This is a genomic window from Veillonella absiana (assembly GCF_032970865.1).
GTDB lineage: Bacteria > Bacillota > Negativicutes > Veillonellales > Veillonellaceae > Veillonella > Veillonella absiana.
The window spans coordinates 92,462-117,618 of the sequence record NZ_JAWJZB010000007.1; the positions used below are offsets into that span (position 1 = coordinate 92,462).

25 protein-coding genes and 1 pseudogene are annotated in these 25,157 nt (G+C 41.0%); 23 read left to right on the top strand and 3 right to left on the bottom strand.

Annotated features, from left to right (window positions below; genetic code table 11):
* Positions 1-34 precede the first annotated feature (34 nt).
* Positions 35-1,324: a tRNA(Met) cytidine acetate ligase gene (locus RVY80_RS06955; RefSeq protein ID WP_317330047.1), complete on the bottom strand. Its 1,290-nt coding sequence runs from the start codon at positions 1,322-1,324 to the stop codon at positions 35-37.
* 160 nt (positions 1,325-1,484) lie between these two features.
* Between RVY80_RS06955 and RVY80_RS06960 the strand changes: the two genes are divergently transcribed.
* The 5 genes from RVY80_RS06960 to radC all read left to right on the top strand — a co-directional run bounded on the left by RVY80_RS06960 (position 1,485) and on the right by radC (position 5,524).
* A complete protein-coding gene (locus RVY80_RS06960; protein WP_295188273.1) occupies positions 1,485-2,051 on the top strand; it encodes a hypothetical protein in 567 nt (188 codons plus the stop codon).
* Between the two features lie 3 nt (positions 2,052-2,054).
* Positions 2,055-3,263: an acetate/propionate family kinase gene (locus RVY80_RS06965; RefSeq protein ID WP_295188272.1), complete on the top strand. Its 1,209-nt coding sequence runs from the start codon at positions 2,055-2,057 to the stop codon at positions 3,261-3,263.
* A gap of 266 nt (positions 3,264-3,529) precedes the next feature.
* A complete protein-coding gene (locus RVY80_RS06970) occupies positions 3,530-4,162 on the top strand; it encodes a hypothetical protein (protein WP_295188270.1) in 633 nt (210 codons plus the stop codon).
* Positions 4,162-4,722, top strand: a complete 561-nt coding sequence (locus RVY80_RS06975; RefSeq protein WP_295188268.1) for a Maf family protein — start codon at positions 4,162-4,164, stop codon at positions 4,720-4,722. The genes RVY80_RS06970 and RVY80_RS06975 overlap by 1 nt, the downstream gene beginning before the upstream one ends.
* 79 nt (positions 4,723-4,801) lie before the next feature.
* Positions 4,802-5,524: a RadC family protein gene (gene radC / locus RVY80_RS06980; RefSeq protein ID WP_317330048.1), complete on the top strand. Its 723-nt coding sequence runs from the start codon at positions 4,802-4,804 to the stop codon at positions 5,522-5,524.
* A 513-nt stretch (positions 5,525-6,037) separates the two neighbouring features.
* Here radC and RVY80_RS06985 read toward each other — a convergent pair.
* On the bottom strand, positions 6,038-6,535 hold the full coding sequence (locus RVY80_RS06985) for an ECF transporter S component (protein WP_317330049.1): 498 nt from the start codon (positions 6,533-6,535) through the stop codon (positions 6,038-6,040).
* A gap of 449 nt (positions 6,536-6,984) precedes the next feature.
* Between RVY80_RS06985 and mreB the strand changes: the two genes are divergently transcribed.
* The 13 genes from mreB (at position 6,985) to rpmA (ending at position 19,822) form a co-directional block, all read left to right on the top strand.
* Complete coding sequence (gene mreB / locus RVY80_RS06990; RefSeq protein WP_295188263.1) at positions 6,985-8,022, top strand: rod shape-determining protein; 1,038 nt, start codon at positions 6,985-6,987, stop codon at positions 8,020-8,022.
* Complete coding sequence (mreC, locus tag RVY80_RS06995) at positions 8,022-8,939, top strand: rod shape-determining protein MreC (RefSeq protein WP_317330050.1); 918 nt, start codon at positions 8,022-8,024, stop codon at positions 8,937-8,939. Before mreB ends, mreC begins: the two co-directional genes overlap by 1 nt.
* Positions 8,936-9,427, top strand: a complete 492-nt coding sequence (gene mreD, locus RVY80_RS07000) for a rod shape-determining protein MreD (RefSeq protein WP_295188259.1) — start codon at positions 8,936-8,938, stop codon at positions 9,425-9,427. Before mreC ends, mreD begins: the two co-directional genes overlap by 4 nt.
* 60 nt (positions 9,428-9,487) lie before the next feature.
* Positions 9,488-11,374, top strand: a complete 1,887-nt coding sequence (gene mrdA, locus RVY80_RS07005) for a penicillin-binding protein 2 (protein ID WP_317330051.1) — start codon at positions 9,488-9,490, stop codon at positions 11,372-11,374.
* A 15-nt stretch (positions 11,375-11,389) separates the two neighbouring features.
* Positions 11,390-12,397: an AAA family ATPase gene (locus RVY80_RS07010; protein WP_317330052.1), complete on the top strand. Its 1,008-nt coding sequence runs from the start codon at positions 11,390-11,392 to the stop codon at positions 12,395-12,397.
* A 9-nt stretch (positions 12,398-12,406) separates the two neighbouring features.
* Positions 12,407-13,510 carry a rod shape-determining protein RodA gene (rodA, locus tag RVY80_RS07015; RefSeq protein WP_317330053.1) on the top strand — a complete coding sequence of 368 codons (1,104 nt, stop codon included), beginning with the start codon at positions 12,407-12,409 and terminating at the stop codon, positions 13,508-13,510.
* 118 nt (positions 13,511-13,628) lie between these two features.
* Complete coding sequence (locus RVY80_RS07020) at positions 13,629-15,512, top strand: TIGR03960 family B12-binding radical SAM protein (protein ID WP_317330054.1); 1,884 nt, start codon at positions 13,629-13,631, stop codon at positions 15,510-15,512.
* On the top strand, positions 15,484-16,173 hold the full coding sequence (locus RVY80_RS07025; RefSeq protein ID WP_310746140.1) for a TIGR03936 family radical SAM-associated protein: 690 nt from the start codon (positions 15,484-15,486) through the stop codon (positions 16,171-16,173). The genes RVY80_RS07020 and RVY80_RS07025 overlap by 29 nt, the downstream gene beginning before the upstream one ends.
* Positions 16,174-16,331: 158 nt before the next feature.
* On the top strand, positions 16,332-17,759 hold the full coding sequence (locus RVY80_RS07030; RefSeq protein WP_317330055.1) for an Rne/Rng family ribonuclease: 1,428 nt from the start codon (positions 16,332-16,334) through the stop codon (positions 17,757-17,759).
* Positions 17,760-18,193: 434 nt separating this feature from the next.
* On the top strand, positions 18,194-18,754 hold the full coding sequence (locus RVY80_RS07035; protein WP_411040736.1) for a manganese efflux pump MntP: 561 nt from the start codon (positions 18,194-18,196) through the stop codon (positions 18,752-18,754).
* Positions 18,755-18,896: 142 nt separating this feature from the next.
* The gene (gene rplU, locus RVY80_RS07040; RefSeq protein WP_295188248.1) at positions 18,897-19,208 is read left to right on the top strand and encodes a 50S ribosomal protein L21; all 312 of its coding nucleotides are present in this window, start codon (positions 18,897-18,899) and stop codon (positions 19,206-19,208) included.
* 2 nt (positions 19,209-19,210) lie between these two features.
* Positions 19,211-19,525: a ribosomal-processing cysteine protease Prp gene (locus tag RVY80_RS07045; RefSeq protein ID WP_295188246.1), complete on the top strand. Its 315-nt coding sequence runs from the start codon at positions 19,211-19,213 to the stop codon at positions 19,523-19,525.
* A gap of 12 nt (positions 19,526-19,537) precedes the next feature.
* Positions 19,538-19,822 (top strand): 50S ribosomal protein L27, encoded by a 285-nt coding sequence (rpmA, locus tag RVY80_RS07050; RefSeq protein ID WP_295188244.1) that lies wholly within the window; start codon positions 19,538-19,540, stop codon positions 19,820-19,822.
* A 74-nt stretch (positions 19,823-19,896) separates the two neighbouring features.
* Here rpmA and RVY80_RS07055 read toward each other — a convergent pair whose 3' ends face one another.
* Positions 19,897-20,481 carry a hypothetical protein gene (locus RVY80_RS07055; protein WP_317330057.1) on the bottom strand — a complete coding sequence of 195 codons (585 nt, stop codon included), beginning with the start codon at positions 20,479-20,481 and terminating at the stop codon, positions 19,897-19,899.
* A 706-nt stretch (positions 20,482-21,187) separates the two neighbouring features.
* On the opposite strand from RVY80_RS07055, the pseudogene tnpA reads away from it, so the two are divergent.
* The 5 genes and pseudogenes from tnpA (at position 21,188) to RVY80_RS07080 (ending at position 25,108) form a co-directional block, all read left to right on the top strand.
* Positions 21,188-21,672 (top strand): annotated as a pseudogene (gene tnpA, locus RVY80_RS07060) (IS200/IS605 family transposase).
* Complete coding sequence (locus tag RVY80_RS07065; RefSeq protein ID WP_411040737.1) at positions 21,569-22,006, top strand: FecCD family ABC transporter permease; 438 nt, start codon at positions 21,569-21,571, stop codon at positions 22,004-22,006. The pseudogene tnpA and the gene RVY80_RS07065 overlap by 104 nt, the downstream one beginning before the upstream one ends.
* On the top strand, positions 22,006-23,010 hold the full coding sequence (locus RVY80_RS07070) for a FecCD family ABC transporter permease (RefSeq protein WP_317330059.1): 1,005 nt from the start codon (positions 22,006-22,008) through the stop codon (positions 23,008-23,010). Before RVY80_RS07065 ends, RVY80_RS07070 begins: the two co-directional genes overlap by 1 nt.
* A 24-nt stretch (positions 23,011-23,034) precedes the next feature.
* A complete protein-coding gene (locus RVY80_RS07075; RefSeq protein ID WP_295188234.1) occupies positions 23,035-24,006 on the top strand; it encodes an ABC transporter ATP-binding protein in 972 nt (323 codons plus the stop codon).
* Between the two features lies 1 nt (position 24,007).
* Positions 24,008-25,108, top strand: coding sequence for an ABC transporter substrate-binding protein (locus RVY80_RS07080; protein WP_317330060.1), 1,101 nt, complete (start codon positions 24,008-24,010; stop codon positions 25,106-25,108).
* Positions 25,109-25,157: the final 49 nt, after the last annotated feature.

The window sequence follows — 25,157 nt, forward strand, 5'->3', positions numbered from 1 at the left end:
TACCTTTTTATGTGCTATATATTGGAAGATAATTCTAGCCTTTGTAATAATATGGGCTATACAAATAATCCTTACCACCTAAACGGGATGCGTCTGTTTTAAAACATAGGTGTTGAATATCTGTCGCTTGTGTATCAAGCTCCATGAGTTGCTGCTTAAATCCTTGTGCACTTTGATACACTGGGGCCCATTTTTGAATAACTTCACATGGTAATGGGCTATCCTGTTTTGACCAACGTTTTAATAATTCGCGACCACTGTGGGAGAAACCTAAGAGACGTGTATATATTGGTCCCTCCAAATGAGCCTTAGAGAGAATGGCTTTTGTGAGGTTAAATACAGTGTAGCTAGCCATGCGATCGATGCGTGCATAGGTGTATCGCTTTGATTTGATACTGGCTCTAACGGATTGCCAGTTGGAGGCGTTGACTGCGTGGAGCCAACGGTTTTCAATACCTTCTGTAAAGTCTGCTAATGCAGATAATCTTGTTGTTGTCATGGTCCGATTGATGCCGTGGACAAGGTTATCATATCTGTCTCCATCGAGATGTTCGCCTTTATTAAGTGTAGTCTCTAAATCAGAGCAAATTGATGCTGGGAAATATGAGGATAGTAATTCTTGTATGTTAGGGGTAAGGGAATCTTGCAAATTAGAGTTCATGGATGTTTGTTGGCCCTTATTGGTGGCTAACGTAATCGTAGATAGTAATTTTCGTAGGGCTGTTCCAGATGGTAATTCATCAGAGAGTATTGCCTCATGATGGGCACTAGTCCGTAAAATCGGTAATGGTTCCATTTGTAAATGATGCGTTTGAATGGCCCGTAAATATTCAATCCCTAATAGTGCATTGGGCTCTTGGATACTATCCTGAGCCTCTGGATATGCTGTGGTGATGGCAAGACGAAGGGCGGTGCCATAGGCATAACCCTCTTGCAGGAATGTGCGACAGTGTTCTTGTACCTCATCAGAGAGGGCGGCCGTAGCGATTTGCTTGAGTAATGTCGCATCGGTGTTTTCAGCGCCAAAGGAAATATGTGTAGCCCCTAATTGTGAAAGAAGTCGAACGGCACCGGTCGCAAATATTTCAGCGCTACCGAGGCTATAAATGGTTGGTAATTCTAGCACCATGTCTGCACCACCGTGCAAAGCCCAACGAGTGCGATCAAATTTAGAAAAAAAGGCTGGCATGCCACGTTGCACAAAGGAGCCACTCATGACAACGATGATTGTGGCATCTGGATGCGCTTGCTTGAGCATATGCAATTGATGGTAATGTCCATTATGAAATGGATTATATTCAGCGACGATGCCGATGATTTTCATGTAAAATAAGCCTCTTTCACCAATCTATGTACAGGAATCATACTATAAATATAAAGGTAGAATAGCAAAAATACAATGGTTTTACCCAAAATAGATAGATTTTATCCCAAAAAAAAGCTATAATTAGGTGTAAAATTTAATTTTGATGTGAGGTGAACAGGTGAATAAACGTGTAACCAAAGCAATCACAACTTGTTTGTTAGGGGCATCATTATTGATTATGGCTGGCTGTGGATCCACCAATGTAATGGATAAATACAGCTTTGGTAATCAGGTTATCCAATCGGGACAATCTGAAATTACGGTTGCGCTACCTTATGAAATGGGTAAGAGTACAGCCACAATAACAAGTAATGACGGCTATCCTATTGATGTATATGGTTCTGCATCAGACCATATGTTGATTCAAGTTGAGGCGCGTCGCCCTGCTGCCACAAAAGCGCTCCCTACAGTGGATGAGTTTGCTATGAAAAGTGTAGTAGAATTTAAGAAAATTAAAGGCGATGTAAAAGTAGATACCGTGAGCTTGAATGGAGTACCAGCTAAAAAAGTAAGTGCTACTTTCACAAATCAAGGTAAAAAATTTAGTTTCTTACAATATGTATTCTTAGATAAGAACGTGTTGTGGAATATAGTCTACCAATATCCGACGGATGATCAGGTAGGTGCTGATATCAGCAAACAAATCGAAGATAAGATTCAAGTTACTCAAAAGAAAGAGGGTTAATCGATGAACGTATTAGTAGTTAACTGCGGTAGTTCTTCCTTGAAATATCAATTACTTGATATGGCAACAGAACGTGAATTAGCAAAAGGTTTATTTGAAAAAATTGGTGATCAAGATGCTATGTTCACTCATAAACGTCCTGACGCTGAAAAATTGGAACGCGTAGAACCAATTCTTAACCACAAAGAAGCCTTGAAAATTTTGCTAGACATCTTGGTTGACGCAGAATATGGCGTAATTTCTTCCATGGACGAAATCGACGCTGTTGGTCACCGTGTAGTACATGGTGCTGAAAAATTCGCTGACTCCGTATTGATTACTCCAGCAGTTATGGACGCATTGAATGAATGTGCTGTTATCGCTCCTTTGCACAACCCACCTAATATTCAAGGTATCGAAGCTTGCCAAGCTATCATGCCTAACGTTCCACAAGTAGCTGTATTCGATACTGCATTCCACCAAACAATGCCACCAGAAGCATATTTGTATGGTCTTCCATATGAAGCATATGCTGATTGGGGTATCCGTCGTTATGGTTTCCATGGCACATCCCATAAATACGTTGCTCAACGTTGTGCTGAATTGATGGGTAAACACATGTCCGATCTTCGCATCATCACTTGTCACTTGGGTAATGGTTCTTCCTTGGCAGCCATCAAAGGTGGTCGTTCAATCGATACTTCCATGGGCTTCACTCCATTGTCCGGTTTGATCATGGGTACTCGTTCTGGCGATATTGACCCTGCTATCATTCCATTCTTGATGGACAAAACTGGCATGAACTACCAAGAAATCGACAGCATGTTGAATAAACGTTCTGGCGTATTGGGTATTTCTGGCGTTTCCAATGACTTCCGCGTTATTGAAGAAGCAGCTAGCAAAGGTCATAAACGTGCTCAATTAGCATTGAATATGTTCCACCACAAAGTTCGTCGTGTAATCGGTTCCTTCGCAGCTGTTATGGGTGGCGTTGATGCTATCGTATTCACAGCTGGTATCGGTGAAAATGGTATCGGTAACCGTGATGAAATTTGTAATGGTTTGGAATACTTGGGTACTCGTCTTGATACTGAAAGAAACAACTGCCGTGGTGTAGAACGTGAAATCAGTGTAGAAGGCTCTAAAGTAAAAATCTTCGTTATCCCTACAAACGAAGAAATCATGATTGCTCGCGATACTCAACGTATTACTGCAACATTAATCGGTAAATAGTGAAATGTTTCTGCTAGTCACTTAGGTGACTAATAGGAGCACAAAACCCTCTTATATCTTGGATATAAGAGGGTTTTTCTATAGTCAGAACCTTGTAATTTCGTTATAATAGGAATAGATTTTATTTTTAGTTGTCGATGTAGTGTATGACGCAATATTGTGATGAAAATCTATGTAACATGTGCTAATTTTGTACATTAGTATATATGGCCGTGTTGCTAGCTTTCATCAGGACCAATTAAATTGTGTAGAATAAGGAGCCTCCGATGAAAATTTTGTATCAAGAAGAATCCCAGCGTGCGAAGAGTGCTACTGCTCTAGTAGCCGTGTTTGTTGTTTTATTGCTCTGCGCTATTGGTTATACGACATACCAAAATATTATACATAATACATTTTTGTTATCTGAATATTTTGTTGAAGTGGTGGCCCTAATTGTAATCGTAAAACAAGCCGTAGGGCGTTACACCTATATTTTGACAGAAGATAAACTTGTTATTGAGGAAAAATCCTTATTCCGTAAACGCCATTTTGAGGTCGATTATGATATGATTGACGGCGTATATGCGTTTAAACAAGAGTTGTTGAGTAATTTTAAATTACGCTATAAATACAGAAAATGTTCCACTTCTGATGCGCGTCCAGTATGGGCCTTGATTTACTCTATTGTTAAGGGGACAAAAGTACAGAATGCGCGTGTTATGCTCAAGGCGGAGGATGAATTTTTCGAAAAACTTAATGAGTTCGTACCAAATCGTGTGCGTGTGCCTCAAGAAGATATCGTATTCTATGCGGCCGTGCGTGCTGATGCGGTAAAACATGGCGAAGATGTAAAAACATATTACGAATCCATTATGAAAGCTGCTGAAGAGGCAGAAACTGTAGATAAGGAGCAAGCGTAATGAGTGGCTTATATCTTGCCAGTGGTTCGCCACGTCGACACGAGTTGTTAGATCAAGTAGGCATTGCACATACAGTGGTAGCAAGTGCCTATGAGGAATCAAATGAAGTTATTTCAAGCCCTGTAGACATGGTTGAGGCACAAGCCCTGGGCAAAGCAAAAGCGGCTATCGGCGTGCCTGATGGTTCTATTGTACTTGGTGCGGATACTATCGTTGTTCATAATGGTGAAATTCTTGGCAAGCCAGCTACAAAGGAAGACGCTAGGCGTATGCTTCATGCCCTATCTGGTGATACTCATTCAGTTATTACGGGTGTAGCCATTGTGATTGGTAATCAAGAATGGGTATTCCATAATGAAACGTTCGTTCATTTTAAAACATTATCCATCCATGAAATCGAGTCCTATATCGATACCGGCGAACCTATGGATAAGGCGGGTGCCTATGGGATTCAAGGAAAAGGGGCTTTGTGGGTTACTGGTATTGAAGGATCCTATACAAATGTAGTAGGCCTGCCAGTGGAACAAGTATATGATACATTGCGTCAAATATTTGGATAATATATATTAGAGTAATACATATATGCGTAATAAATGTTGGGATAATAAGTAAGTGTTTTTTTGTATGGAGTGTGTGGCTATGCAAGAAATAATGTCAACTGATGGCAATGTGGTGCCATCCCTATGTGTGAAAGATATGTTTCCTTATCAACGTCCTCGTGAAAAATTTGTCTCCGTTGGCGCCGAACATATGGCCATGGAGGAACTAATCGCTATATTGCTGAGAACCGGCTATAAAGGTACATCTGCATTATCCTTGGCAAAACAAGTAATACAATTTTTCCCTGATGGTGTGTATGGTCTTAATCACATGACGGTGAAAGAATTGGAATCCATTAAGGGCATCGGTACAGACAAGGCGATAGCTCTCTGTGCTGCTGTCGAACTGGGGCGACGTTTAGGGCAGCTGAAAGTAAAACAAGATTATGAAGACTTTTCTAACCCTGAGGCTGTGGCAAAATATGTGATGGAACGATTGCGTCACAAAACAGAGGAACATGTGTGGGTGGCATTGCTTAATGCCAAGAATAAGCTCATTAAAGTTGAAGAAATATCCTCAGGTGGTTTAACATCCAGTTACGCGGAGCAACGTTCTGTTTTCCGTAGAGCTATTGCCTGTAATGCAGCGGCTATTATTTTAATTCATAATCATCCTTCTGGGGATAGCAAGGCAAGTCCAGAAGATGTACGAATGACAAAACTGTTCTGCGAGGCTGGGAAAGTCATGGGGATACCCGTGTTGGACCATGTAATCATCGGAGATCAAGAATTTACAAGTTTGTGTTCTGAAGGTTTACTTTGATACAAAATAAAACCCATATAGTTTCTGACTCCGAACACCTTCGGTGTAAAGTCGTTGCGAAACTATATGGGTTTTATTTTATCTAATGGCGCGATTTCTCGCGGTAACATAGGCATGTATGGCGGGGGTGGGGGATTTAAATGCCTGGACATAGAGGCTCGGTTAATAATCTTTTATTAGGCTTGATATATACATAATCGACAGATGATTAGTGTGCTCAGAACTAGGCGCGCGCTTGAAGGTAGTGAATACTTCTGGTAGAGCAACTATCGTTTCTTCGTCATCTTCATCGGATGTATGTTAGAAGCACTAGTTGTGGGCCTTTTAGTTTTATCCCCAATCCGTACATCATGCAAACCATCGCTTGTAAATTGTTGTAGTAGTTGCGGTGTTTGGATTGTTACGAAATTGAGTGGATAAGGATATAAAATAAAATCCCCATGTATGTACTCTCGCGGCGACTTTACGCGAAGGCGTTCGGAGCTAGAGAGTATATACATGGGGATTGTGTTGTTATGATAATCTATTTCGTAACAATCCAAACAAAATGAGTGCTACAATTACACCTGCGATGGCTTGCATGATGTTCGGCCACACGGCTGCTAGTGACACTCCTAAGTCATACATAAAAATTTCACCAATGAAATAGCCTGTAACCATTACAATACCACCAACGATGCTGGCGATGACAGAGGCTTTTAGGGATGGGAATTTTTCATAAATATAACCACAGAGGTACCCCTCTAGGCCTTTTGTAATGAGGGTAAGTGGGGCAAACATGAGGTATCCAAGAAATATATCGGCTAAAGCAGAGCCAATGCCACCAATATAGGCACCATTTTTGCGACCCAATAATAAAGCGGCTAGGAGTACTACGGCATCGCCCAGATTCACGTAACCGTATCCGCCCGGAATGGGTACTTTGCTTGTCATAGTGACAACGATGGTGAGGGCCATGAGGACCCCATTTAGAACGAGACGTCTTGTGGACGTATTGAATGTGTTAGACATGAAAACCTCCTCGTGAAACATTTATGATAGTAATTAAAATAGCAGTGTTTCATAATTGTATGCATAGGTGCTATGCAAAATAGATACTGTGAAACAGTAAATAGGTATAATACAGTAGATAGCTTGAATTTATACAAGATACCGTCAATTTGTAAAATATATGTAGTTAACATAAGTGGTATATAAATATTATTATAGGTGATGAATGCTACTCTGTCTAGATTTAGAGATTAGGTGTTAGCATATCGTTAGGAATTCTGGAATAGCATAAAAATACGTGATAGAGTCATAAGGATTACACGAGGTCATTTGATTTGTTAAGATGAGGTAATTTTACTTGATTTATGCGTTCTTTCATGAACTCAGGACTTAAAAAAATGGCGGTTTTATGCTAAAATTAAATGATGACGTTACAGATAGATAACGACGTTAATAAGGAGACGAACTAAATGAGTTCAATTTTTTCATCTCTTGGTAGAGATGTAAGTATAGATATAGGAACCATGTTTACCCGTGCCGCTGTAGGGGGGCGCAATAGCATGGTTGAAGAGCCATCTATGGTGGCTACTGATACAAAACAAGAAGAAATCGTAGCTGTTGGGGAAGAGGCGGAGCGTATTGTACGACGTATGCCTGACGTATGGCGTCCATTAACACCATTGAAAGATGGTTTTATTGTGGACTATCGCGTTACCCATACGATGTTGAAATATTTTATGCATAAAGCCTCTAATTCCGTACGTCGTTCGAGTGTATTTTTGTCAGCCCCATGTGGTATGACGGACGTGGAACAACGGGCGTTAATGGATGCAGTCATTCAAGGGGGCGCGCGTGAAGTGTACCTCATTGAAACACCTGTGGCGGCAGCTATTGGCAGTGGTATGCCGGTACTAGAGGCGCGTGGCAATATGGTTGTGGATATCGGCGGTGGTACCGTAGATATCGGTATTATGTCCCTTGGTGGGGTGGTGGTGAGTCGAACCATTCGCTTTGGCGGCGATGATTTGAATGATGCATTATTACAATATATTCGTCAATGTTTTTCCGTTATGATTGCAGAGCAAACCGTAGAGGATATTAAACGTAATCTTGGTAGTGCCTTGGCACCGCTTGATGATGAGGAATATACATTCCAAGGTCGCGATATGACAAATGGTCTTATTAAACGTAGTGTCATACATCGTTCCGAAGTATACGAAGTTTTGCAAGAACCATTGCAACGTATTATGACGGAAATTAAAAATGTGATCCGCCAAACATCGCCAGAGTTGGTTGCAGATATCATGCAATATGGCATGGTTCTTACGGGTGGAACAGCATTACTCGCGGGATTAGGAGAACGCATTTCTTCAGAAATAGGGGTTCCTGTGCGCATTCCGAATGAACCAGAGCATTGTGTAGTGCAAGGATTATCTGAATGGGCTCGCAATTTAGAGCAAATGGAACGCTTTGTGGTAGCGTCAAAACATAGAAAGGGGCGGGCTTGATGATACAGTCTGATCGTAAACTGGTTGTCTTTGTTGCTATCAGTTGTATTTTATTAGCTTTACTAGGTTATGCGTGGAAACAACGAACTAGCATTCCTTTCGTGACCGTACCATTAGAACAAATTACGACACCATTTTCCTATGGTACAGCTCGTGCTTTATCTAATATCCATACAGGCATTGAGGTCATCGATAATGCCATTAGTAAAACACTAGATATGGAGTCTGTGAAAGAAGAAAATGCTGTGTTGACGCAGAAACAGTCTAATTATGATGAGGTGGTAGCGGAAAATATCCGTTTGCGCCAAATGTTGAACTTTCAAAATAGTCATTCTGAATATGACCTAGTCGTAGCCTCTGTGATGACACGTGATTTTGGGGCTTGGACAAATACATTCACCATAGATCAAGGCTCCAACGAAGGCATTGAGGTGAATATGGCGGTTATCGTACCGAGTGGGGTTGTTGGTTTTGTGACCGACGTATATCCTCATTCTGCACGAGTTCAAACAATACTTGACCCTCGTACGGCCATCGGTGTTATCGTACAACGACCAGAATCTCGTTTATCTGGCGTTGTAAAAGGTAATGGTAATAATCCATCTGAGCCAAACATGGTAAATATTGCTCGTGATGGTGATGTTCTTGTAGGGGACAAATTAGTTACATCCGGCTATGGTGGTATTTATCCAAAGGGGCTTCCTGTAGGGCACGTGGAAACGATTAATAACGATGCCGAAGGTTTTGTAAAAAATGCTATTGTGGATACGAATGTGAACTTTCACCATTTAGAGGAGGTATTCGTTATCACGGCAGCTCGTGTAGGTTCCCCAGAAAAACCAAATTTACAACCTAAATTGGTGCCGCAAACGCAACGTGACCAAGTAGAGGGCGTTAAGGGGACGGTGGCACAATGAGAACCTTAGCCTATGTGTTGTTGGGAATTATTACGTTTTATTTACAAGCCCAAGTAATTCCTATGGTGTTTCATACGAGCTGGTTGCCAAACCTTATCCTCGTGTGGGTTGTATTGCTAACATTGTTGAACGGACGTCGTACGGGCTTATTTGTGGCCATCGTGGGGGGACTGATTCATGATGTGTTAATTTCTAATTTCTTTGGATTGCACATGTTTCCTTATGTGATTATTGTATATTTACTCTCCTTTGTGAAAGCTCGTATATATGAGGAGCAATGGTATATTTCCTTCATCCTTGTAGTATTGAGTACTATTGTAGATGGCCTTGTGCGGATGGGGATGTTGTATATGATTCGTGCGGATATTTCCTTTTTACCATACATGTGGCATATGGTACTACCACCGATGTTGCTAAATGGGGGATTAGGTGTAATTATCCATTTCATGTTATGGAAATTAGAGGAAAAAGAACAGTATATGTGGTAGATATACATAGGTATACTGCGTGTGATATATAATTCTGTGAGTAGGAAAGGAGGCACCGAAGTGCTCGAAAGCTTATATAAAAATAAAAAAACAGGGCGCTTTGATGTGCTTTTTTATCTTATAACATTGGTATTTTTAATTCTTGGTGCTCGGTTGTTCTACCTTCAAATTATAGAAGGTGGTTATTACCAGGCAAAGGCCGAAGGCAACCGTTTGCGCATGGTAACAATGACTGCTGCTCGTGGCATTATGTATGATCGAAATGGCCAGATTCTCGTAGGTTCTAGACCTGCTTATACAGTATCCATTATGCCTAGTGGTAAAGATGTGGCGCCAGAAGAAGTGACAAAATTGGCAGGGTACCTTAATAAACCTGCAGCAGAGATTCAAAAGAAAATTTCCGATAATAAAGATGGATATGAACCAATTCGTATTGCTACGGACGTACCTATGGACGTGGTTACCAATATCGAGGAACATAGCCATGAATTGCCGGGCATTTCCATTGATGTAGAGCCTTTGCGTTATTATCCATATAATACGATGGCATCACAACTCTTTGGATATGTGGGGGAAGTAAGTGAAGAAGAGTTAGCTGAGATTAAACAGGAAAATCCTAACACCTTAGTAGGGGCCGGTACTATTCTTGGTCGATCTGGTTTAGAGAGTATGTATGATGATGTGCTCCGTGGTGTTGATGGTGGTAAACAACTAGAGGTTGATGCCACAGGTCGCCCTGTTGAAGAGGTAGAGCGTAAAAATACAATACCTGGTTCTGATATTCATTTGACTATCGATGTGAACCTGCAAAAGGCCGCTGAAGAGGCTGTACGTAACCAAATTGATCAATTGCGTGCTCAAGGAATTCCTGCTCAAGGTGCTGCAGTAGTAGCCTTAGACCCTAATACAGGGGCTGTTCTTGCCATGGTGAGTAGCCCAGAGTTTAATCCCAATTGGTTTTCCCTAGGCATTACCACTGCACAGTGGAATCAATTAAATAACGACAAGAATCATCCCTTTGATAATAAAGTTATATCTGGTGAATATCCGCCAGGATCTCCATTTAAAATCGTTACCGGTGTGGCAGCCCTTGATTTAAAAAAGGTAACGCCGGAAGAACAAATTTTTGATAGTGGTCGTCACTGGCTCATCGACAAACGAAATGCTGAAGGAGAAGCCCTTGGTTGGCTTGATTTTAATACGGCATTAGCAAAATCAGATAACGTATATTTCTATGAAATGGGTAATCGTGTAGGCATTGAGAATATTGACAAATATGCAAAATATTTTGGCTTAGGCGAGAAAACAGGTATTAAGTTATATGGTGAAGCCGCTGGTAATTTGGCGAGTCCTGAATATAAACGTAAAGTGTTTGACCAAGACTGGTATTTAGGGGAGACCTTTGATGCGGCCATCGGCCAATCATTTACATTGGTAACGCCAATACAAATGGCAGTATTACTTAGTCAAGTTGCCAATGGTGGGATTCGGTACCAACCATATGTGGTGAGCCGTGTAGATAATAAAGACGGAACGCCCGCTGAAATTTTTGGACCTAAAAAATTAGGTGTATTGCCAGTACCTAAGAATGTTATGGATTTGGTTCGAAACGGGTTGCGTGACGTAACGGCTGAAGGTGGTACGGCAGGTGATATCTTTAAGGGATTCCCTATTTCTGTAGCGGGTAAAACGGGTACGGCGGAAAATGCTCATGGTCAAGACCATGGCTGGTTCGTAGCGTATGCTCCATATGATAAGCCCCGTATCGTTGTGGTTGCCTTAGTAGAACAAGGTAGCTTTGGTGCCGGTTCTGCAGGCCCAATTGTTCGAGATATTTTAGCAGCCTTTTTTAATGTACAGAAAGCAAAACTTGTGAATGGTAGTTCTAATGGTACAAATAGGACGAATACTACGAATAGTACTAGAGTGATAGAAGAAAATAATTGATAGAGAGGATATAGAATGGGACGAATTATAGCGCTTGTATCAGGCAAAGGTGGCGTTGGTAAGACCACGGTTACGGCTTGTTTGGGAGTGGCACTGAGTCAACAAGGTCATCGTGTATTGATGACAGATGGCGATTTTGGTCTTCGTGATTTGGACCTTGTGGTAGGAAAGCAAAATGAAGTTATTTTTGATGTCGCTGATGTTTGTGGTGATCGAGAACTCGCGAATGATGCGATTATTCCTATTCATAAAAATTTAGACTTATTACCGGCTAGTCAGGCCCTTCGCTGGGAGGATGTAGGTCGCAATAAATATCGTAAATTAATAAAAAAGCTGGCCGACGAATATGATTATGTCCTCGTCGATGCACCTGCCGGCATTGGCCGTGGAGCCGATGCGATTCTTGATTTCGCACATCGTATTTTAATTGTTACACAACCATTATGGGTGTCCTTGCGCAATGCAGGTCGTGTCATTCAAGTATGCCGTGAAAAACGTCAATTTGATTACGCCATCGTTTTTAATGCGATGCAACAAATCCAAGTGGATACAGATATGGAAACCATGATGCGTACACTAGGGGCCGAGTATATTGGTACCGTTTTGCCTTATGCAGAGAATGTTATTCATTATACTCAAGAGGGGCAGCTGCACACATTGCAGGATGACAATTTTATGCCGATGCTGAAACCTCTAATTTCTTATATTGAATCCGGCCATACCTGGGAGGATCATGAGATTTTACAGGCTTATGAAAGTCACAAGCAACCAGGTGCTAGTTCCATCGCATTATTCGAGGAACTGGTTGAACATATTGAGAAAGCTACCATGAAAGAGGCTGAGGAATCTATTATGGAAGATCCTGTAGTGGAAACCGAGAATGTAGAACTTGATAATATTGAGTTAGAGCCATTGGAACCTGAAGAAACAGAAGTGGTGACTTTTACAGAAGAAAATCCAGTACATAGAAACACACAATTATTAATGAGACAACGCCAAAGTAAATGGCGCCGTCGCCGATAGGAGGCCCACATGTGGCAACGTATTTGGCGTGATTGGGATTGGACTATCGTAATTTGTACAGTCTTGTTGGTGACCACTGGTATTATTGCTATTGGCAGTGCCACGCACGTCAATCAAGATGGACTACAGTTGTCTGACCTTGTGACACGGCAAACGATATTTTTCCTTGTGAATGCTATTATTGTTATTGCCATACAGTGGATTGATTACCACAAGCTCAGAGATTGGTCGAATGCTATTTATGTGCTCACTATAGTGATGCTTCTCGCGGTAATGGTGGTAGGTACATCTGCATTGGGGGCGCAACGATGGATTCAAATTGGTCCGATTACGATTCAACCATCAGAGTTTTCAAAATTATTGATGATTATCTGTATGGCTAAATTATTAGAAAGTCGTATTAACAAACTCAATTCTTTTAAAGAATTATTACCTTGTGTTATTTACGTAGGCATTCCCACATTACTTGTATTTACCCAACCTGACTTGGGTACATCCCTTGTGTATATGGCAATATTTATCGGTATGACTTTCGTAGCTGGTATTCGTATGCGCTTAGTACAAATTGTGGCAGGTGCTGCTGTATTACTTGCTCCACTAGGATGGTTTGTATTGAAAGAATATCAAAAACAACGTATTCTTGTATTTTTGAACCCTGATATCGATCCCTTTGGTTCCGGATATCATATTATCCAATCTAAAATTGCCATTGGTTCGGGCATGATTTTGGGAAAAGGCCTATTTGGTGGGACTCAAAGTCAATTGAACTTCCTGCCGGAAAATCATACGGACTTTATTTTCTCTGTAATCGGTGAGGAACTAGGTTTTATTGGATGTGTTATTGTATTATTATTGCTATTTATGTTAATTTACCGTAGCATTCGTGTGGCCTATAGTTGTAATGATACCTTTGGTATGTTATTGGCTACGGGGATTGGCTCAATGCTGACCTTTGAGGTGCTCGTCAATGTAGGCATGACCACTGGTATTATGCCAGTAACGGGGATTCCATTGCCTTTCATCAGCTATGGTGTCAGCGCATTGACCACGAATATGCTCAGTATTGGCTTGCTCTTGAATATTGCAATGCAGCGTAAAAAATATATGTTTTAAATGAAAGTAAATGCATAGAATCTATCAATGGGAAAATGCGAGACATATAACTCATTGAAATGAACTTGCTATATGAATGATTTTACATGAAAGAAGTCTTTCACAAGACGGAGGAACTATGATTCAGTTAGATACGGCTTGGTTACAGCATGTGCAAAAACCAGCGCGCTATACAGGTGGCGAATGGAACAGCATCGTTAAGAACCACAAAGATGTGGACATTACGATGGCGTTGGCCTTCCCTGATGTATACGAAGTGGCGATGAGCCATTTAGGCATTAAAATTTTATACGGTTTGGTGAATGAACGCGAAGATGCTGTGGCGGAACGCGTATTTGCACCATGGCATGATATGGAAGCAGAAATGCGTAATCGCAATATTCCATTGTTTTCCTTGGAAACTAAAACTCCAATTCGTGATTTTGATATTCTAGGTTTTACCTTGCAATACGAAATGAGTTTTACTAACATCTTAAACATGATGGATTTGGCGGGGATGCCAATGTATGCCAAAGATCGCGATATGTCATTCCCATTGGTACTAGCCGGTGGCCCTTGTGCGTACAACATGGAACCAATCGCCGATTTTTTTGATATCGTGTCCCTTGGTGAATCCGAGGAATGGACAGGTGAATTCATCGAATTATACAAAGCTGAAAAAGCAAAGGGATTTCCAGGCGGCAAGGAGGCATTCTTACGCAAGGCGGCTCAAATTAAAGGTACCTACTGTCCCGCATTGTACAATCCTGTGTACAATGATAATGGCGATTTTGAAAGACTTGACGTACTCGCACCAGAGGCACCAGCAACCATTAAAAAACGCATCGTTGAGGATGTAGAACATGTATATTTCCCAACAAAACCAGTAGTACCGTATTTAGATATCGTCCATGACCGTGCTGTTCTCGAATTATTCCGTGGCTGTACACGTGGTTGTCGTTTCTGTCAGGCCGGTATGTTATATCGCCCAGTTCGTGAAAGAACGCCAGAACGCTTGCTTGAAATTGCTAAGGAAACAATGGCCAATACTGGTTATAATGAAATTTCCTTGATGAGCTTGAGTTCTGCGGACTACTCAAAATTGCCAGAGCTCGTAGACATGCTCATGGAGGAATTTAAGGATAAACAAGTGAGCGTTAGCTTGCCATCATTACGTATAGATAGCTTCTCCATCGATATTGCTAAAAAAGTACAACAAGTTCGTAAGAGTGGTTTAACATTCGCCCCAGAAGCGGGTACGCAACGCATGCGTGACGTTATTAATAAAGGCGTTACAGAAGAAGATTTGATGGCCGCTTGTACAAATGCTTTTAAATCTGGTTGGCACAATGTTAAATTGTACTTTATGATAGGCCTTCCTACAGAAACTGATGAAGATCTGGCAGGTATTGCTGATTTGGCGTACAAAGTTCTTGATTTACATCGTGAAATTACAGGTCGTCGCAATGGTTCTGTAACGGTGAGTGTATCCTTCTTTGTACCAAAAACACATTCTCCATACCAATGGTATGGTCAAGAGGATGTAGAGGAAATCCATCGTAAACAAAAATACTTAAAATCTTTGATTAATAACCGTAATATTTCCTATCACTATCATGATGGCTATACCGGCTATATGGAAGGAGTATTTGCTCGTGGGGATCGTCGCTTGGCGAAGGTTCTCGTAGAGGCATGGAAACTTGGTTGTAAATTCGATGGCTGGACAGAACATTTTAGTTATGAAACATGGCTTAAAGCCTTTGAAAATTGTGGTATCGATCCAGCGTATTATGCACGTCGCACGCGTGATTTTGATGAACCATTGCCATGGGATCATTTGGATGATACCGTGACAAAACCATTCTTGAAACGTGAATGGGAACAAGCTGTGGCAGCGAAACTCACTGGAGACTGCCGTCGTGATGCTTGTCGTGGCTGTAATGTATGTCCTGAACTTGATACAGCGATTATTGACTATAAGGAGGGTGGCAGAGTTGAAAAAGTTACGTTTGGCCTTAAGTAAAGGCGAAGAATTACGATTCTTGTCCCACCTCGATTATGCTCAAGCCGTGGAACGCATGATTCGTCGTGCAGGCATTAAAATGGCATACTCTGAAGGTTTTAATCCACATATGAAAATTAGTTTCTCCTCCGCCTTGGCATTGGGGATTACGGCAGCGCAAGAATATCTAGATATGGATATGTTAGAGGAAGACTCCTTGGAAAACATCAAGGACCGTTTGAACCGTGTGGCACCTCTAGGTCTTGTTGTACAAGCTGGTCGTTATATGCCTGATAAGGTGAAAAAAATGATGGCTATTTGCAATTATGCTGTGTACGAGGTAACTGGCCCTGTGACTGCTGATGCAGATTGGGATGCATTATTAAAACCATTTAACGAGGCCCCTGAAATTAGCTACGAAAAGGTGACACCTAAAAAGGTTCGTACCATTGATGTGAAACACTTTGTGAAAGAACCAATCACAGCACATCTTCATGATGGCAAGGTAACCCTTGTGATGGGCATTGGCATCTATCCAGAAGGTACTGTAAAACCTGGTGAGGTATGGGCATTAGGTCGTGATCAATTTAACTGGCCAATTACCGATGCTTATGAAATCCATCGCAGACATATTATGGTGGAAAACGAGCAGGGGAAAATGACTCCGTTAGAGGTTGAGTAAATTTATTTTGCTAGAGGTAGAGAAAATCTATTTGGCGATAGTCTTGGCCTATAGTAATGTGATGAAAGCGGTGGCAATGCCACCGCTTTTACCATATAATAGAGACATTAACATTGATGAAACTATAATCTACAAATAGATTGGAAAGGAGGCGCATCGTGAATAGAATCCTCGTAAATGTCATGGATGAAGAAGTGCGTATGGCCGTTGTGAATGATGAGGGGCAACTCGTCGATTTTGTGCTGGAACGGCCTGAGACGAATCACATGGCAAACCATATGTATAAAGGTACTGTGAAAAATGTTTTACCTGGTATGCAAGCGGCCTTCGTAGATATTGGGGGCGCACAAAATGCGTACCTCAATTTACAACAGGGAAAACAAACTAAAATTCTCCGTAATTTATTTGTAGGCCAACAAGTGCTTGTACAAGTGGTGAAGGAAGAAATGCTTGGCAAAGGTGCTCGCGTTACTGCCGATGTGAGTTTAGCAGGCCGCTTTATGGTATTGTTGCCATATTCTGAAAGTATGCATATTTCCAAGAAGATTACAGATGAAGTATTGCGTGCGCGATTACAGGAATTAGCCACGCCTTATTTGGAACGGGGTTGTGGATTTATTATCCGCACGGCCGCTACTAAGGCAAGCAATGCAGAAATTGCCCAAGATATGGAATATTTGTGGCAAACATGGCAGCATGTGCAAAAACGATTTAAGGTAGCCAAGAGCGGTACTGATTTATACAGTGATGCGGATTTTTGGTTCCGCTTGATTCGTGATTATGCCCATCGCAATGTGCGTGAAATCGTTGTAGATTCCACGCATGGTTTAAAACGATTGGAAGAACTACTTGGTCATGGCCCAGCATCACAGCGTGTGGCGGTATCCTTGCATGATAGTTCTGAATCTATTTTTAAGGCTAATCACATTGAACCGCAATTAGAACAGCTTATTAATCGTGATGTAGATTTGCCATCTGGTGGTTCCATCCGTATTGATCATACGGAGGCTCTAACCGTGATGGATGTGAATTCCGCCCATTACACAGGTCAATCTGATAAAGCGGAGGATTTAGCCTTTGCTGTGAATAAAGAAGCGGCTGTAGAAATTTGTCGCCAACTTCGATTGCGAGATATCGGTGGTATCATTATCTGTGATTTTATTGATATGAAATCCAAGGCTCATCAACAAGAACTGCTAGAATTGTTAGGCAAATTAGCTAAGCAAGATAAAATGAAAACTGTTGTATGTGGTATCAGTTCACTAGGTCTTGTGGAAATGACGCGTAAACGTGCCCGCCAAGGCTTGCAAACTCTATTGTTTGATACGTGCCCATCTTGTGGTGGTACAGGCTACATGTTATCTGGGCAAACTGTGTATATGCAAATTGTGCGACGTATCTATGAGCTGTATCGCTCTCAACGTTTGCGCACGAATATTGAAGTAGAAGTACACCCAGAGGTAGCTAGATATTTAACCAAACAAGCGTGTGAGAAACTTACTAAAAAATTAGGAAGAAGGATTACTGTGGTGGTTAATGAACAAATCAGCAGAGAGGCGTATTCTTTGATTGCCGTAAGTGATTAATGCTATTACATAAAATCCAACTCTAAATTTGAGACTCTTAACAAGGTAGCCCTCATATATATTTTCGCTCCTGACGAGGACGCCCAGCTATATATTTTTCGCTCCTAACGACGAAGTCGAATGTCGCTGCAAAATATATAGGCGGGCTCTTACTATATTGGCTGTGAAAATTACGGATAGCAATCGAAGGTTTCTCTACATTACGGCAATCAAAGCATTAAAGCTTTTCTAGCTAATTCTGTTCATTGACCACCACAGTATGTTATGAGATATCGAGATAGCGTTTGGGCGTAACTTTCATAATGTTTACTGTCGAAATGTGATATAATAACAAAATACAAAGAATACAAAAGCAGTAAGTATTGTTGTCACATAGCAGGTAGGTGAATATTGTGACATTATTGGAGATTTTTCTTGTTGCTGTAGGTTTAGCAATGGATGCATTTGGCGTGGCCATAGGCAAGGGGTTAATGCTAACAGAGGGTGAAAGCTACAAAAAAATTGTGCTTTCTTTTTTATTTGGCCTTTTTCAATTTATCATGCCCCTCATCGGATGGTTTGTGGGATCACAATTTATTGATATCATCTCTGAATTTGATCACTGGATTATCTTTATTTTGCTTAGCTATTTAGGTATTTCTATGATTCGACAGAGTAGAGGTGAATGTACCTGTGCAGCTCATGCAGAGCAGTCACAGGGGCCTGTTAATGAGCGTACACTAGGCATGTGGGAAATGATTATGCTCGCTGTCGCAACCAGTCTTGATGCTTTGGCGGTTGGATTAACATTTGCATTTCTATCGGTTAATGTGTGGGAAGCATCAAGTATTATTGGTCTCGTAGCATTTGCCATGTCGATGATTGGTGTTTACTTAGGTAAATTCATGGGGCGATTTGTGGGCGAGTATGCTGAAATTATCGGTGGTGTTGTATTGATTTTGATTGGATTGAAAATTCTACTACAACATCTAGGGATAATTGTAGGTTTGATTTGACAAATTGTATGAGATAGGATAGAATTAATTAGTCATAGTTCGGTTCGCGCTGGACTTTGCAGCCGCATGAAGAGGTTAGAAACGCCCGACTTTCGGGTTGGGATACCGTATTCAGCGAGTTCGATAACAAGGAGGTGTTCACATGTACGCAATTATTAAAACTGGTGGTAAACAATATCGCGTTGCTGAAGGCGATGTTATTACTATTGAAAAATTGGAAGCAACTGCTGACGAAACTGTAACATTTGACGAAGTATTAACTGTAGTCAATGACGGCGACGTTAAAGTTGGCACTCCACTTGTAAACGGTGCAAAAGTTACAGGTACTGTTCTTGAACAAGGTAAAGCTAAAAAGATCTTAGTTTTCAAATACAAAGCTAAATCTAATTACCGTCGTCGTCAAGGCCATCGCCAACCGTTCACAAAAGTTCGTATTGAATCTATCCAAGCTTAATTATGATTTCCATTGGAATTCACCGTAATGAAAGCAACTTGGTAACGAGTTGTGACATTTCGGGTCATGCCGGATATGATGATCATGGCTATGATATTGTCTGTGCAGCCGTTTCAGTGTTATCCGCAACAGCGATGTTGGGACTCACACAAATCGCTCACCAACCAGGTGATTACAGCAATAGTTCTGGTCAATGTGATATGGTCCTCACTGGTGAATTAAACCAGAGTGGCCAGGATATTTTGGAAACTATGATTCTTGGTTTACAAGAGATTAGTCGACAGTATCCAAAGTTTGTCCAAATTCACGAAAAATAGGAGGTGAACTTCATGTTTACTTTTGATTTACAATTGTTCGCACATAAAAAAGGTGTGTCCAGTACTCGTAATGGTCGTGATAGTGAATCCAAACGTCTTGGCGTTAAATGTCATGATGGTTCCGTAGTTAAAAGCGGTAACATCATCGTTCGTCAACGTGGTACTCACTTCCACCCTGGTACTAACGTAGGTATCGGTCGCGATGACACTTTGTTTGCTCTAGTTCCAGGCAAAGTTGCATTCGAACGCGCTGGTCGTTACAACCGTAAAGTTTCTGTATATCCTGTAGAAGCTTAATTACACAAATAGAAGCCTAGTAGTCTTTGACTACTAGGCTTTTTTGTGTAATTAGGGCATATACTCTAAATTGTCTATATATTTGTCAAAAAATTATAATTGCTTTTAATTAATTGCATTGCACTAGGTGATAGTGTAACCTCATATTCCACGTCAAACTCATCTTTCGGCGCTACAATACTGGTTATTTTGATATCTGTTATTTGATTGATCGTAGCAACACAACCTTGTTTAAATGCATTGATTTCATCTACCATCTGTTTATTTACACTTCGTTTAGACTCTAACTTTTTAATTGTACCTAAGCTTTCATTCAACGTATCTTTAGGAAGTATGAAACATTCGGATCCTAATAGGTTGCGTTCTTCTTTTATACGCGCATTAATTTCTTTAGTAGTGGTGGACAGTCTATCATTTAATAACACGAATAGTTCATCACCTAAATAGACCTCATTGACATGTAATAAGGTAGGATCTTCTTGCGGCTGTAATGGTAGTAAGGGAATGACAGTAATACTAGAGTTGTCATTATTGCTTGTGTTCATTGCTACTGCATAATGTAGTCCGTTAATTTCACTATTTATACAACTATCAAAATCAACTTTAATGATGCTGCCTGATAAAAAATTTATTGTACTGGGTTGTTGAATTAAATTCATAATAATACCTCTATTCGTCAGCTGAATCTATTGTTTATAGTTATTTTGATGTATACAAAGAGTAATGTCAATAAGGGAATAGGCACATAAATTTATTCTGATTGTGAGGATTCAGATATATCTTTTAGCTGACATAGTATTCATAGTGGATTTTTTTCAAAATACATATATTATGATAATTATAATTGTTTATATGATGTTGTTGATAATTTGGTTTATATGTAAATTGGGAATCATAATACAGTACAATTGATAAATATAAAAACAAAACAATGATTAATATAGATAATTGCAATGAATAATAGAAATAGATAATGATATTTAATATTGAAAATTTTGCAAAATTTTGATATTATGATTGATATAAAAGCGTTGTTTATTAGAATCATTTTCAAATTTAATTCCCTGTGTTGTGATAGGCATATTGGTTGTATATGATCCTAGCAATATAGGGTATAAATAATGTTCTCCTAGATTTAGGTAAGATTATCTCATAGCAACATATATTGCGTGATTAAGTATCAATATCTATTTAGAAAGTTTAATAGATATTGATACTTTTATTGGTCGCCGAACAGGCATGACATAAACCCCCAGTTCAACTGGGGGTTGGTAAAAATATTCTTATAGAAAAGGAAAGAACCTCCCGTGATACAATGATGATGGTCTGGCAACCACATCATTAGTCAAAGGAGGTTCAGTGTCAATGAATGACGTAAAAAGTTTATCACATACGAAATAGAGATGTAAATATCATATAGTATTTGCACCAAAATACAGACGACAAGCGATTTATGGAAAACTGAAAGTTGATATCGGTAAAATACTTAGAGATTTATGCAATCGCAAACATGTCGAGATATTAGAGGCTGAATGTTGCCCAGATCATATCCATATGCTAGTAGCGATTCCCCACATTTAAGCGTATCGTCGTTTATGGGATATCTGAAAAGCAAGAGTAGCCTCATGATATTTGATAAACACGCACATTTAAAATATAAGTATGGAAATCGTCATTTCTGGTGTAGAGGATATTATGTGGATACGGTCGGGAGATACGAAGGTGCGATAAAAGAGTACATTCGTAATCAACTACAAGGAGCAAGTATTCCTCGTATTGCCTTGGACGATGATTGGTTTACTCATTGCCATCAGCATTTCAAAATCTGTTACATTACTCAGCTTTGGTGAAGAGGTGGCTATCGGCCTTGGTAGTAATCTTGATCGCGTTCGTGCCTTTGCGGGGGTTACGGTATTAATCCTGAGTGGATCTGCCGTAGCTTTAGCTGGTCCTATCGGTTTTGTTGGTCTCATTACACCACATATCGTTCGTAAAATGGTAGGTATCGACTATCGTCGTGTCATACCATTCTCTGCGCTTGTAGGGACTGTCATTGTGGTGGTAGCTGATGTATTAACTCGTCTAGTAAATCCTACCTATGAAACACCTTTAGGTGCTATCACAGCCATCATCGGCGTACCATTCTTTATTTACTTGGCAAATAGAAGAGGGGGTGGCAGATAATGACTGTAAAGAAACGTTTTTATATGGTTGCTGTCATCTTGGTAGTGATATTAGTTGGTTGTTTATATGGTCACTTGCGTACGGGCTTTACTGATGTGAGTGACACTCGATTACTTAATGTATTGCTCGGCAATGGTTCAGAAGCAAAAAACTTAACGGTCTTTGATTTCCGTATGGTTCGTTCTGTATTGGCCCTTTTGATTGGTATGGGCCTAGCACTATCTGGTGCCGTGTTCCAAACCATAGCTCGTAATGAGTTGGCTAGTCCAAGTTTGCTCGGCGTTAATGCTGGTGCAGGCCTCGGTGTGGTATTGTTAATTTATTTCACGAATGGCAATAATTCATTAGGTATTTGGACTATGCCTATGGTGGCTATCATTGGTGCAACGGCGGTAGCATCGTTGATTTATCGACTATCCTATCGTGGTGGACGCATTTTATCTACGCATACGCTAGTATTAACCGGTATTTCCTTGAGTGCCGGCATTCATGCCATCCAAACGCTCTTGGTAGTACGCTTGGATCCAAATAAATTCTACATGGTGAACACATGGGTTATCGGTAGCATTTCTGGTAATAGCTGGAATCATGTGGCCATATTGGCGCCTATCGTCATTTTCCTAGCCCTCGTGCTATATGCACGTCATATGGATTTGAATATCTTAAGTTTAGCTGATGAAACGGCTATCGGTCTTGGTATTCGCATTAACCGTGCTCGATTTATTTATTTGATGATTGCTGTTGTACTCGCCGCGTGCTGCGTAGCCATCGGTGGCAGCATCGGCTTTGTGGGGCTGATTTCTCCACACATTGCTCGTCGATTAGTAGGGGCGGATCATTCCTATTATCTGCCTGTGACGGCCTTGATTGGCGCAATTCTTGTGGTCGCTGCCGATTGGTTCGGCCGTGCCATTGTGGCTCCTGATGAAATTTTGGTGGGTATCGTCGTGTCCTTAATCGGTGCGCCGTACTTCTTGTATATTTTAGCAAAAGCAAAAGCATAGGATTGGATTGAGAAGGAGATTGCTATGAAATTAGAAGTTAAAAATTTAACCACTGGTTACAATGGTCATAAAATCATAGAAAACTTGAACTTGTCCATTCCTGAGGGCAAGATTACAGCCTTGATTGGTGCCAATGGTTGCGGTAAATCCACATTATTAAAAACGATTTGTCGTATCATCGAGCCTATGAGTGGCGAGGTATTGTTGGATGGTAAAAACATGCATGCTATGGATAGTCGTCAACTAGCCAAACAAGTGGCGATATTGCCACAAAACCCCTCGGCTCCAGGGGCACTGACTGTGCGTGAACTCGTTATGTATGGTCGTGCGCCCCACAAATCTAGCTTGTTCTCTCGCACGAGCCGTGAGGACCGCGAAATGGTTGAGTGGGCTTTGAAAGAAACGGATTTGTTAGAGTTCGCTGATCGTGGTATTGAACATATGTCCGGTGGTCAACGTCAACGCGCTTGGATTGCTATGGCTATCGCGCAGGATACAGATATTCTGTTCCTCGATGAACCAACTAGCTTTCTTGACGTATCTCATCAATTGGACGTGCTCCACATGGTGGACCATTTAAATAAAAAATATGGTAAAACTATCATCATGGTCATTCATGAATTGAATGAGGCTGCGCGCTTTGCCGATTATTTGGTAGCTATGCGCAAGGGTACCATTTTGTACGAAGGTTCCCCATATGATGTGTTCAATAACGACATGCTCTGCGACGTGTTCGGCATCGATTCCACTATTATGAACGATCCACGCACGAACCGTCCGTTCTCCATTCCATATTCTGTGAAAGCTAATTTAGAAATACCAGCTCCACGGGATCCACTGGCAGAACCATTGGCAGGCATTCCTGTGTGTGCTGTATCAAATGTATCTGGTGAAAGTACTGTATCTGGTGACAGTGATGCATCTACACACATTCGTGGTGGCGCCCCTTTACAAGTTCCTGGTGGCCTATCTGCACAAGGTTCTCAAGAGGTGTAATATGAACGTAAATACATTCTCTAAACTGTGCAGTGTGGTTGGCATAGTGGCGGTAGCTTTCACCATAAGTGGTTGCAACATTAATCAAACGAATGAGCAATCAGCGCAAGTGATGGGACAGTTGAGCCCTAAGGTGCAAGGCATGTTGCATCGCCAAAATACATCGGAAGCCATAGACGTAGAATTTGCTAAGCGTTTCGATGATAAAATGGCGCAAGCTAAAAAACTCGTTACAGTTGATGGCGATACCATCACGGTGAAGCATAAATTCGGGACCACAGTGATGCCAAAGACGCATCAGCGAATCGTGGTCATTCGTATGGAAGACCCTATATTGGCACTAGACGTTCCATTTCTAGCAGGGAATTACAACCCTAACCATTATCTATACGAACAATTGTCTGCGAAGGATATTAACGTCATCAGCGTCAATGACGATAGCAAGACTATCAATTACGAACAAGTACAGGCGGAAGAACCGGATTTGATTATCATGCGTGATTCCTTCGATCAAAATGTGTACAACGCATTGAATAAAATCGCCCCAACGGCGGCTTTCGATTTGCGGCAGGACGAAACGAGTCTTTTGGCATTGTCCATGGCCCTCGGCATTCCTGAGACAGGGGAGCTTCGTTTACGCGAATATTATTCCAAGGCGAAATTCTATCGCATGGCCTTGCATGAGCATATTGGTGATAAAACAGTGGCGTTACTGCGCGTGCTCAATAAGGAAATTCGGTTGTATCCGTATTCTAAAAATGATATCAATCGTTTTATGTACGAGTTGCTAAATCTCAATCCACCACTCATGGTGTTAGAGGCCGATTTCAGCACGACGAATAATGCCATTTCATTGGAACGATTACCGGATATGAAAGCCGATTATTTGCTCATCAGCTCTGGCTACGGTCCTAGCAGTAAACAAAATAATAAAATTGCCCAAAATCGATTGGAAAGTATGAAACGAGATGAATTGTGGCATAAAATTCCCGCGGTGCAGCAGGGCCATGTGGAGGAAGTAGATACTACTGTGTGGAATGCCCACGGAATCCTTGCCAAAGAACAGTCCATGAAGTCTATTTACGACGCATGGGGGAAATAAGTGGTACTCCGGCATCTCAAATTTATTAGTAGTAAAACATAAGAAATAG

Bases quoted from the DNA above. Each gene is read 5' to 3' on its own strand.
- RVY80_RS06955 (WP_317330047.1), bottom strand. From the start codon at position 1,324: ATGAAAATCATCGGCATCGTCGCTGAATATAATCCATTTCATAATGGA.
- RVY80_RS06965 (WP_295188272.1), top strand. From the start codon at position 2,055: ATGAACGTATTAGTAGTTAACTGCGGTAGTTCTTCCTTGAAATATCAA.
- RVY80_RS06970 (WP_295188270.1), top strand. From the start codon at position 3,530: ATGAAAATTTTGTATCAAGAAGAATCCCAGCGTGCGAAGAGTGCTACT.
- RVY80_RS06975 (WP_295188268.1), top strand. From the start codon at position 4,162: ATGAGTGGCTTATATCTTGCCAGTGGTTCGCCACGTCGACACGAGTTG.
- radC (WP_317330048.1), top strand. From the start codon at position 4,802: ATGCAAGAAATAATGTCAACTGATGGCAATGTGGTGCCATCCCTATGT.
- RVY80_RS06985 (WP_317330049.1), bottom strand. From the start codon at position 6,535: ATGTCTAACACATTCAATACGTCCACAAGACGTCTCGTTCTAAATGGG.
- mreB (WP_295188263.1), top strand. From the start codon at position 6,985: ATGAGTTCAATTTTTTCATCTCTTGGTAGAGATGTAAGTATAGATATA.
- mreC (WP_317330050.1), top strand. From the start codon at position 8,022: ATGATACAGTCTGATCGTAAACTGGTTGTCTTTGTTGCTATCAGTTGT.
- mreD (WP_295188259.1), top strand. From the start codon at position 8,936: ATGAGAACCTTAGCCTATGTGTTGTTGGGAATTATTACGTTTTATTTA.
- RVY80_RS07010 (WP_317330052.1), top strand. From the start codon at position 11,390: ATGGGACGAATTATAGCGCTTGTATCAGGCAAAGGTGGCGTTGGTAAG.
- rodA (WP_317330053.1), top strand. From the start codon at position 12,407: ATGTGGCAACGTATTTGGCGTGATTGGGATTGGACTATCGTAATTTGT.
- RVY80_RS07020 (WP_317330054.1), top strand. From the start codon at position 13,629: ATGATTCAGTTAGATACGGCTTGGTTACAGCATGTGCAAAAACCAGCG.
- RVY80_RS07035 (WP_411040736.1), top strand. From the start codon at position 18,194: ATGGATGCATTTGGCGTGGCCATAGGCAAGGGGTTAATGCTAACAGAG.
- rplU (WP_295188248.1), top strand. From the start codon at position 18,897: ATGTACGCAATTATTAAAACTGGTGGTAAACAATATCGCGTTGCTGAA.
- RVY80_RS07045 (WP_295188246.1), top strand. From the start codon at position 19,211: ATGATTTCCATTGGAATTCACCGTAATGAAAGCAACTTGGTAACGAGT.
- rpmA (WP_295188244.1), top strand. From the start codon at position 19,538: ATGTTTACTTTTGATTTACAATTGTTCGCACATAAAAAAGGTGTGTCC.
- RVY80_RS07055 (WP_317330057.1), bottom strand. From the start codon at position 20,481: ATGAATTTAATTCAACAACCCAGTACAATAAATTTTTTATCAGGCAGC.
- RVY80_RS07070 (WP_317330059.1), top strand. From the start codon at position 22,006: ATGACTGTAAAGAAACGTTTTTATATGGTTGCTGTCATCTTGGTAGTG.
- RVY80_RS07075 (WP_295188234.1), top strand. From the start codon at position 23,035: ATGAAATTAGAAGTTAAAAATTTAACCACTGGTTACAATGGTCATAAA.
- RVY80_RS07080 (WP_317330060.1), top strand. From the start codon at position 24,008: ATGAACGTAAATACATTCTCTAAACTGTGCAGTGTGGTTGGCATAGTG.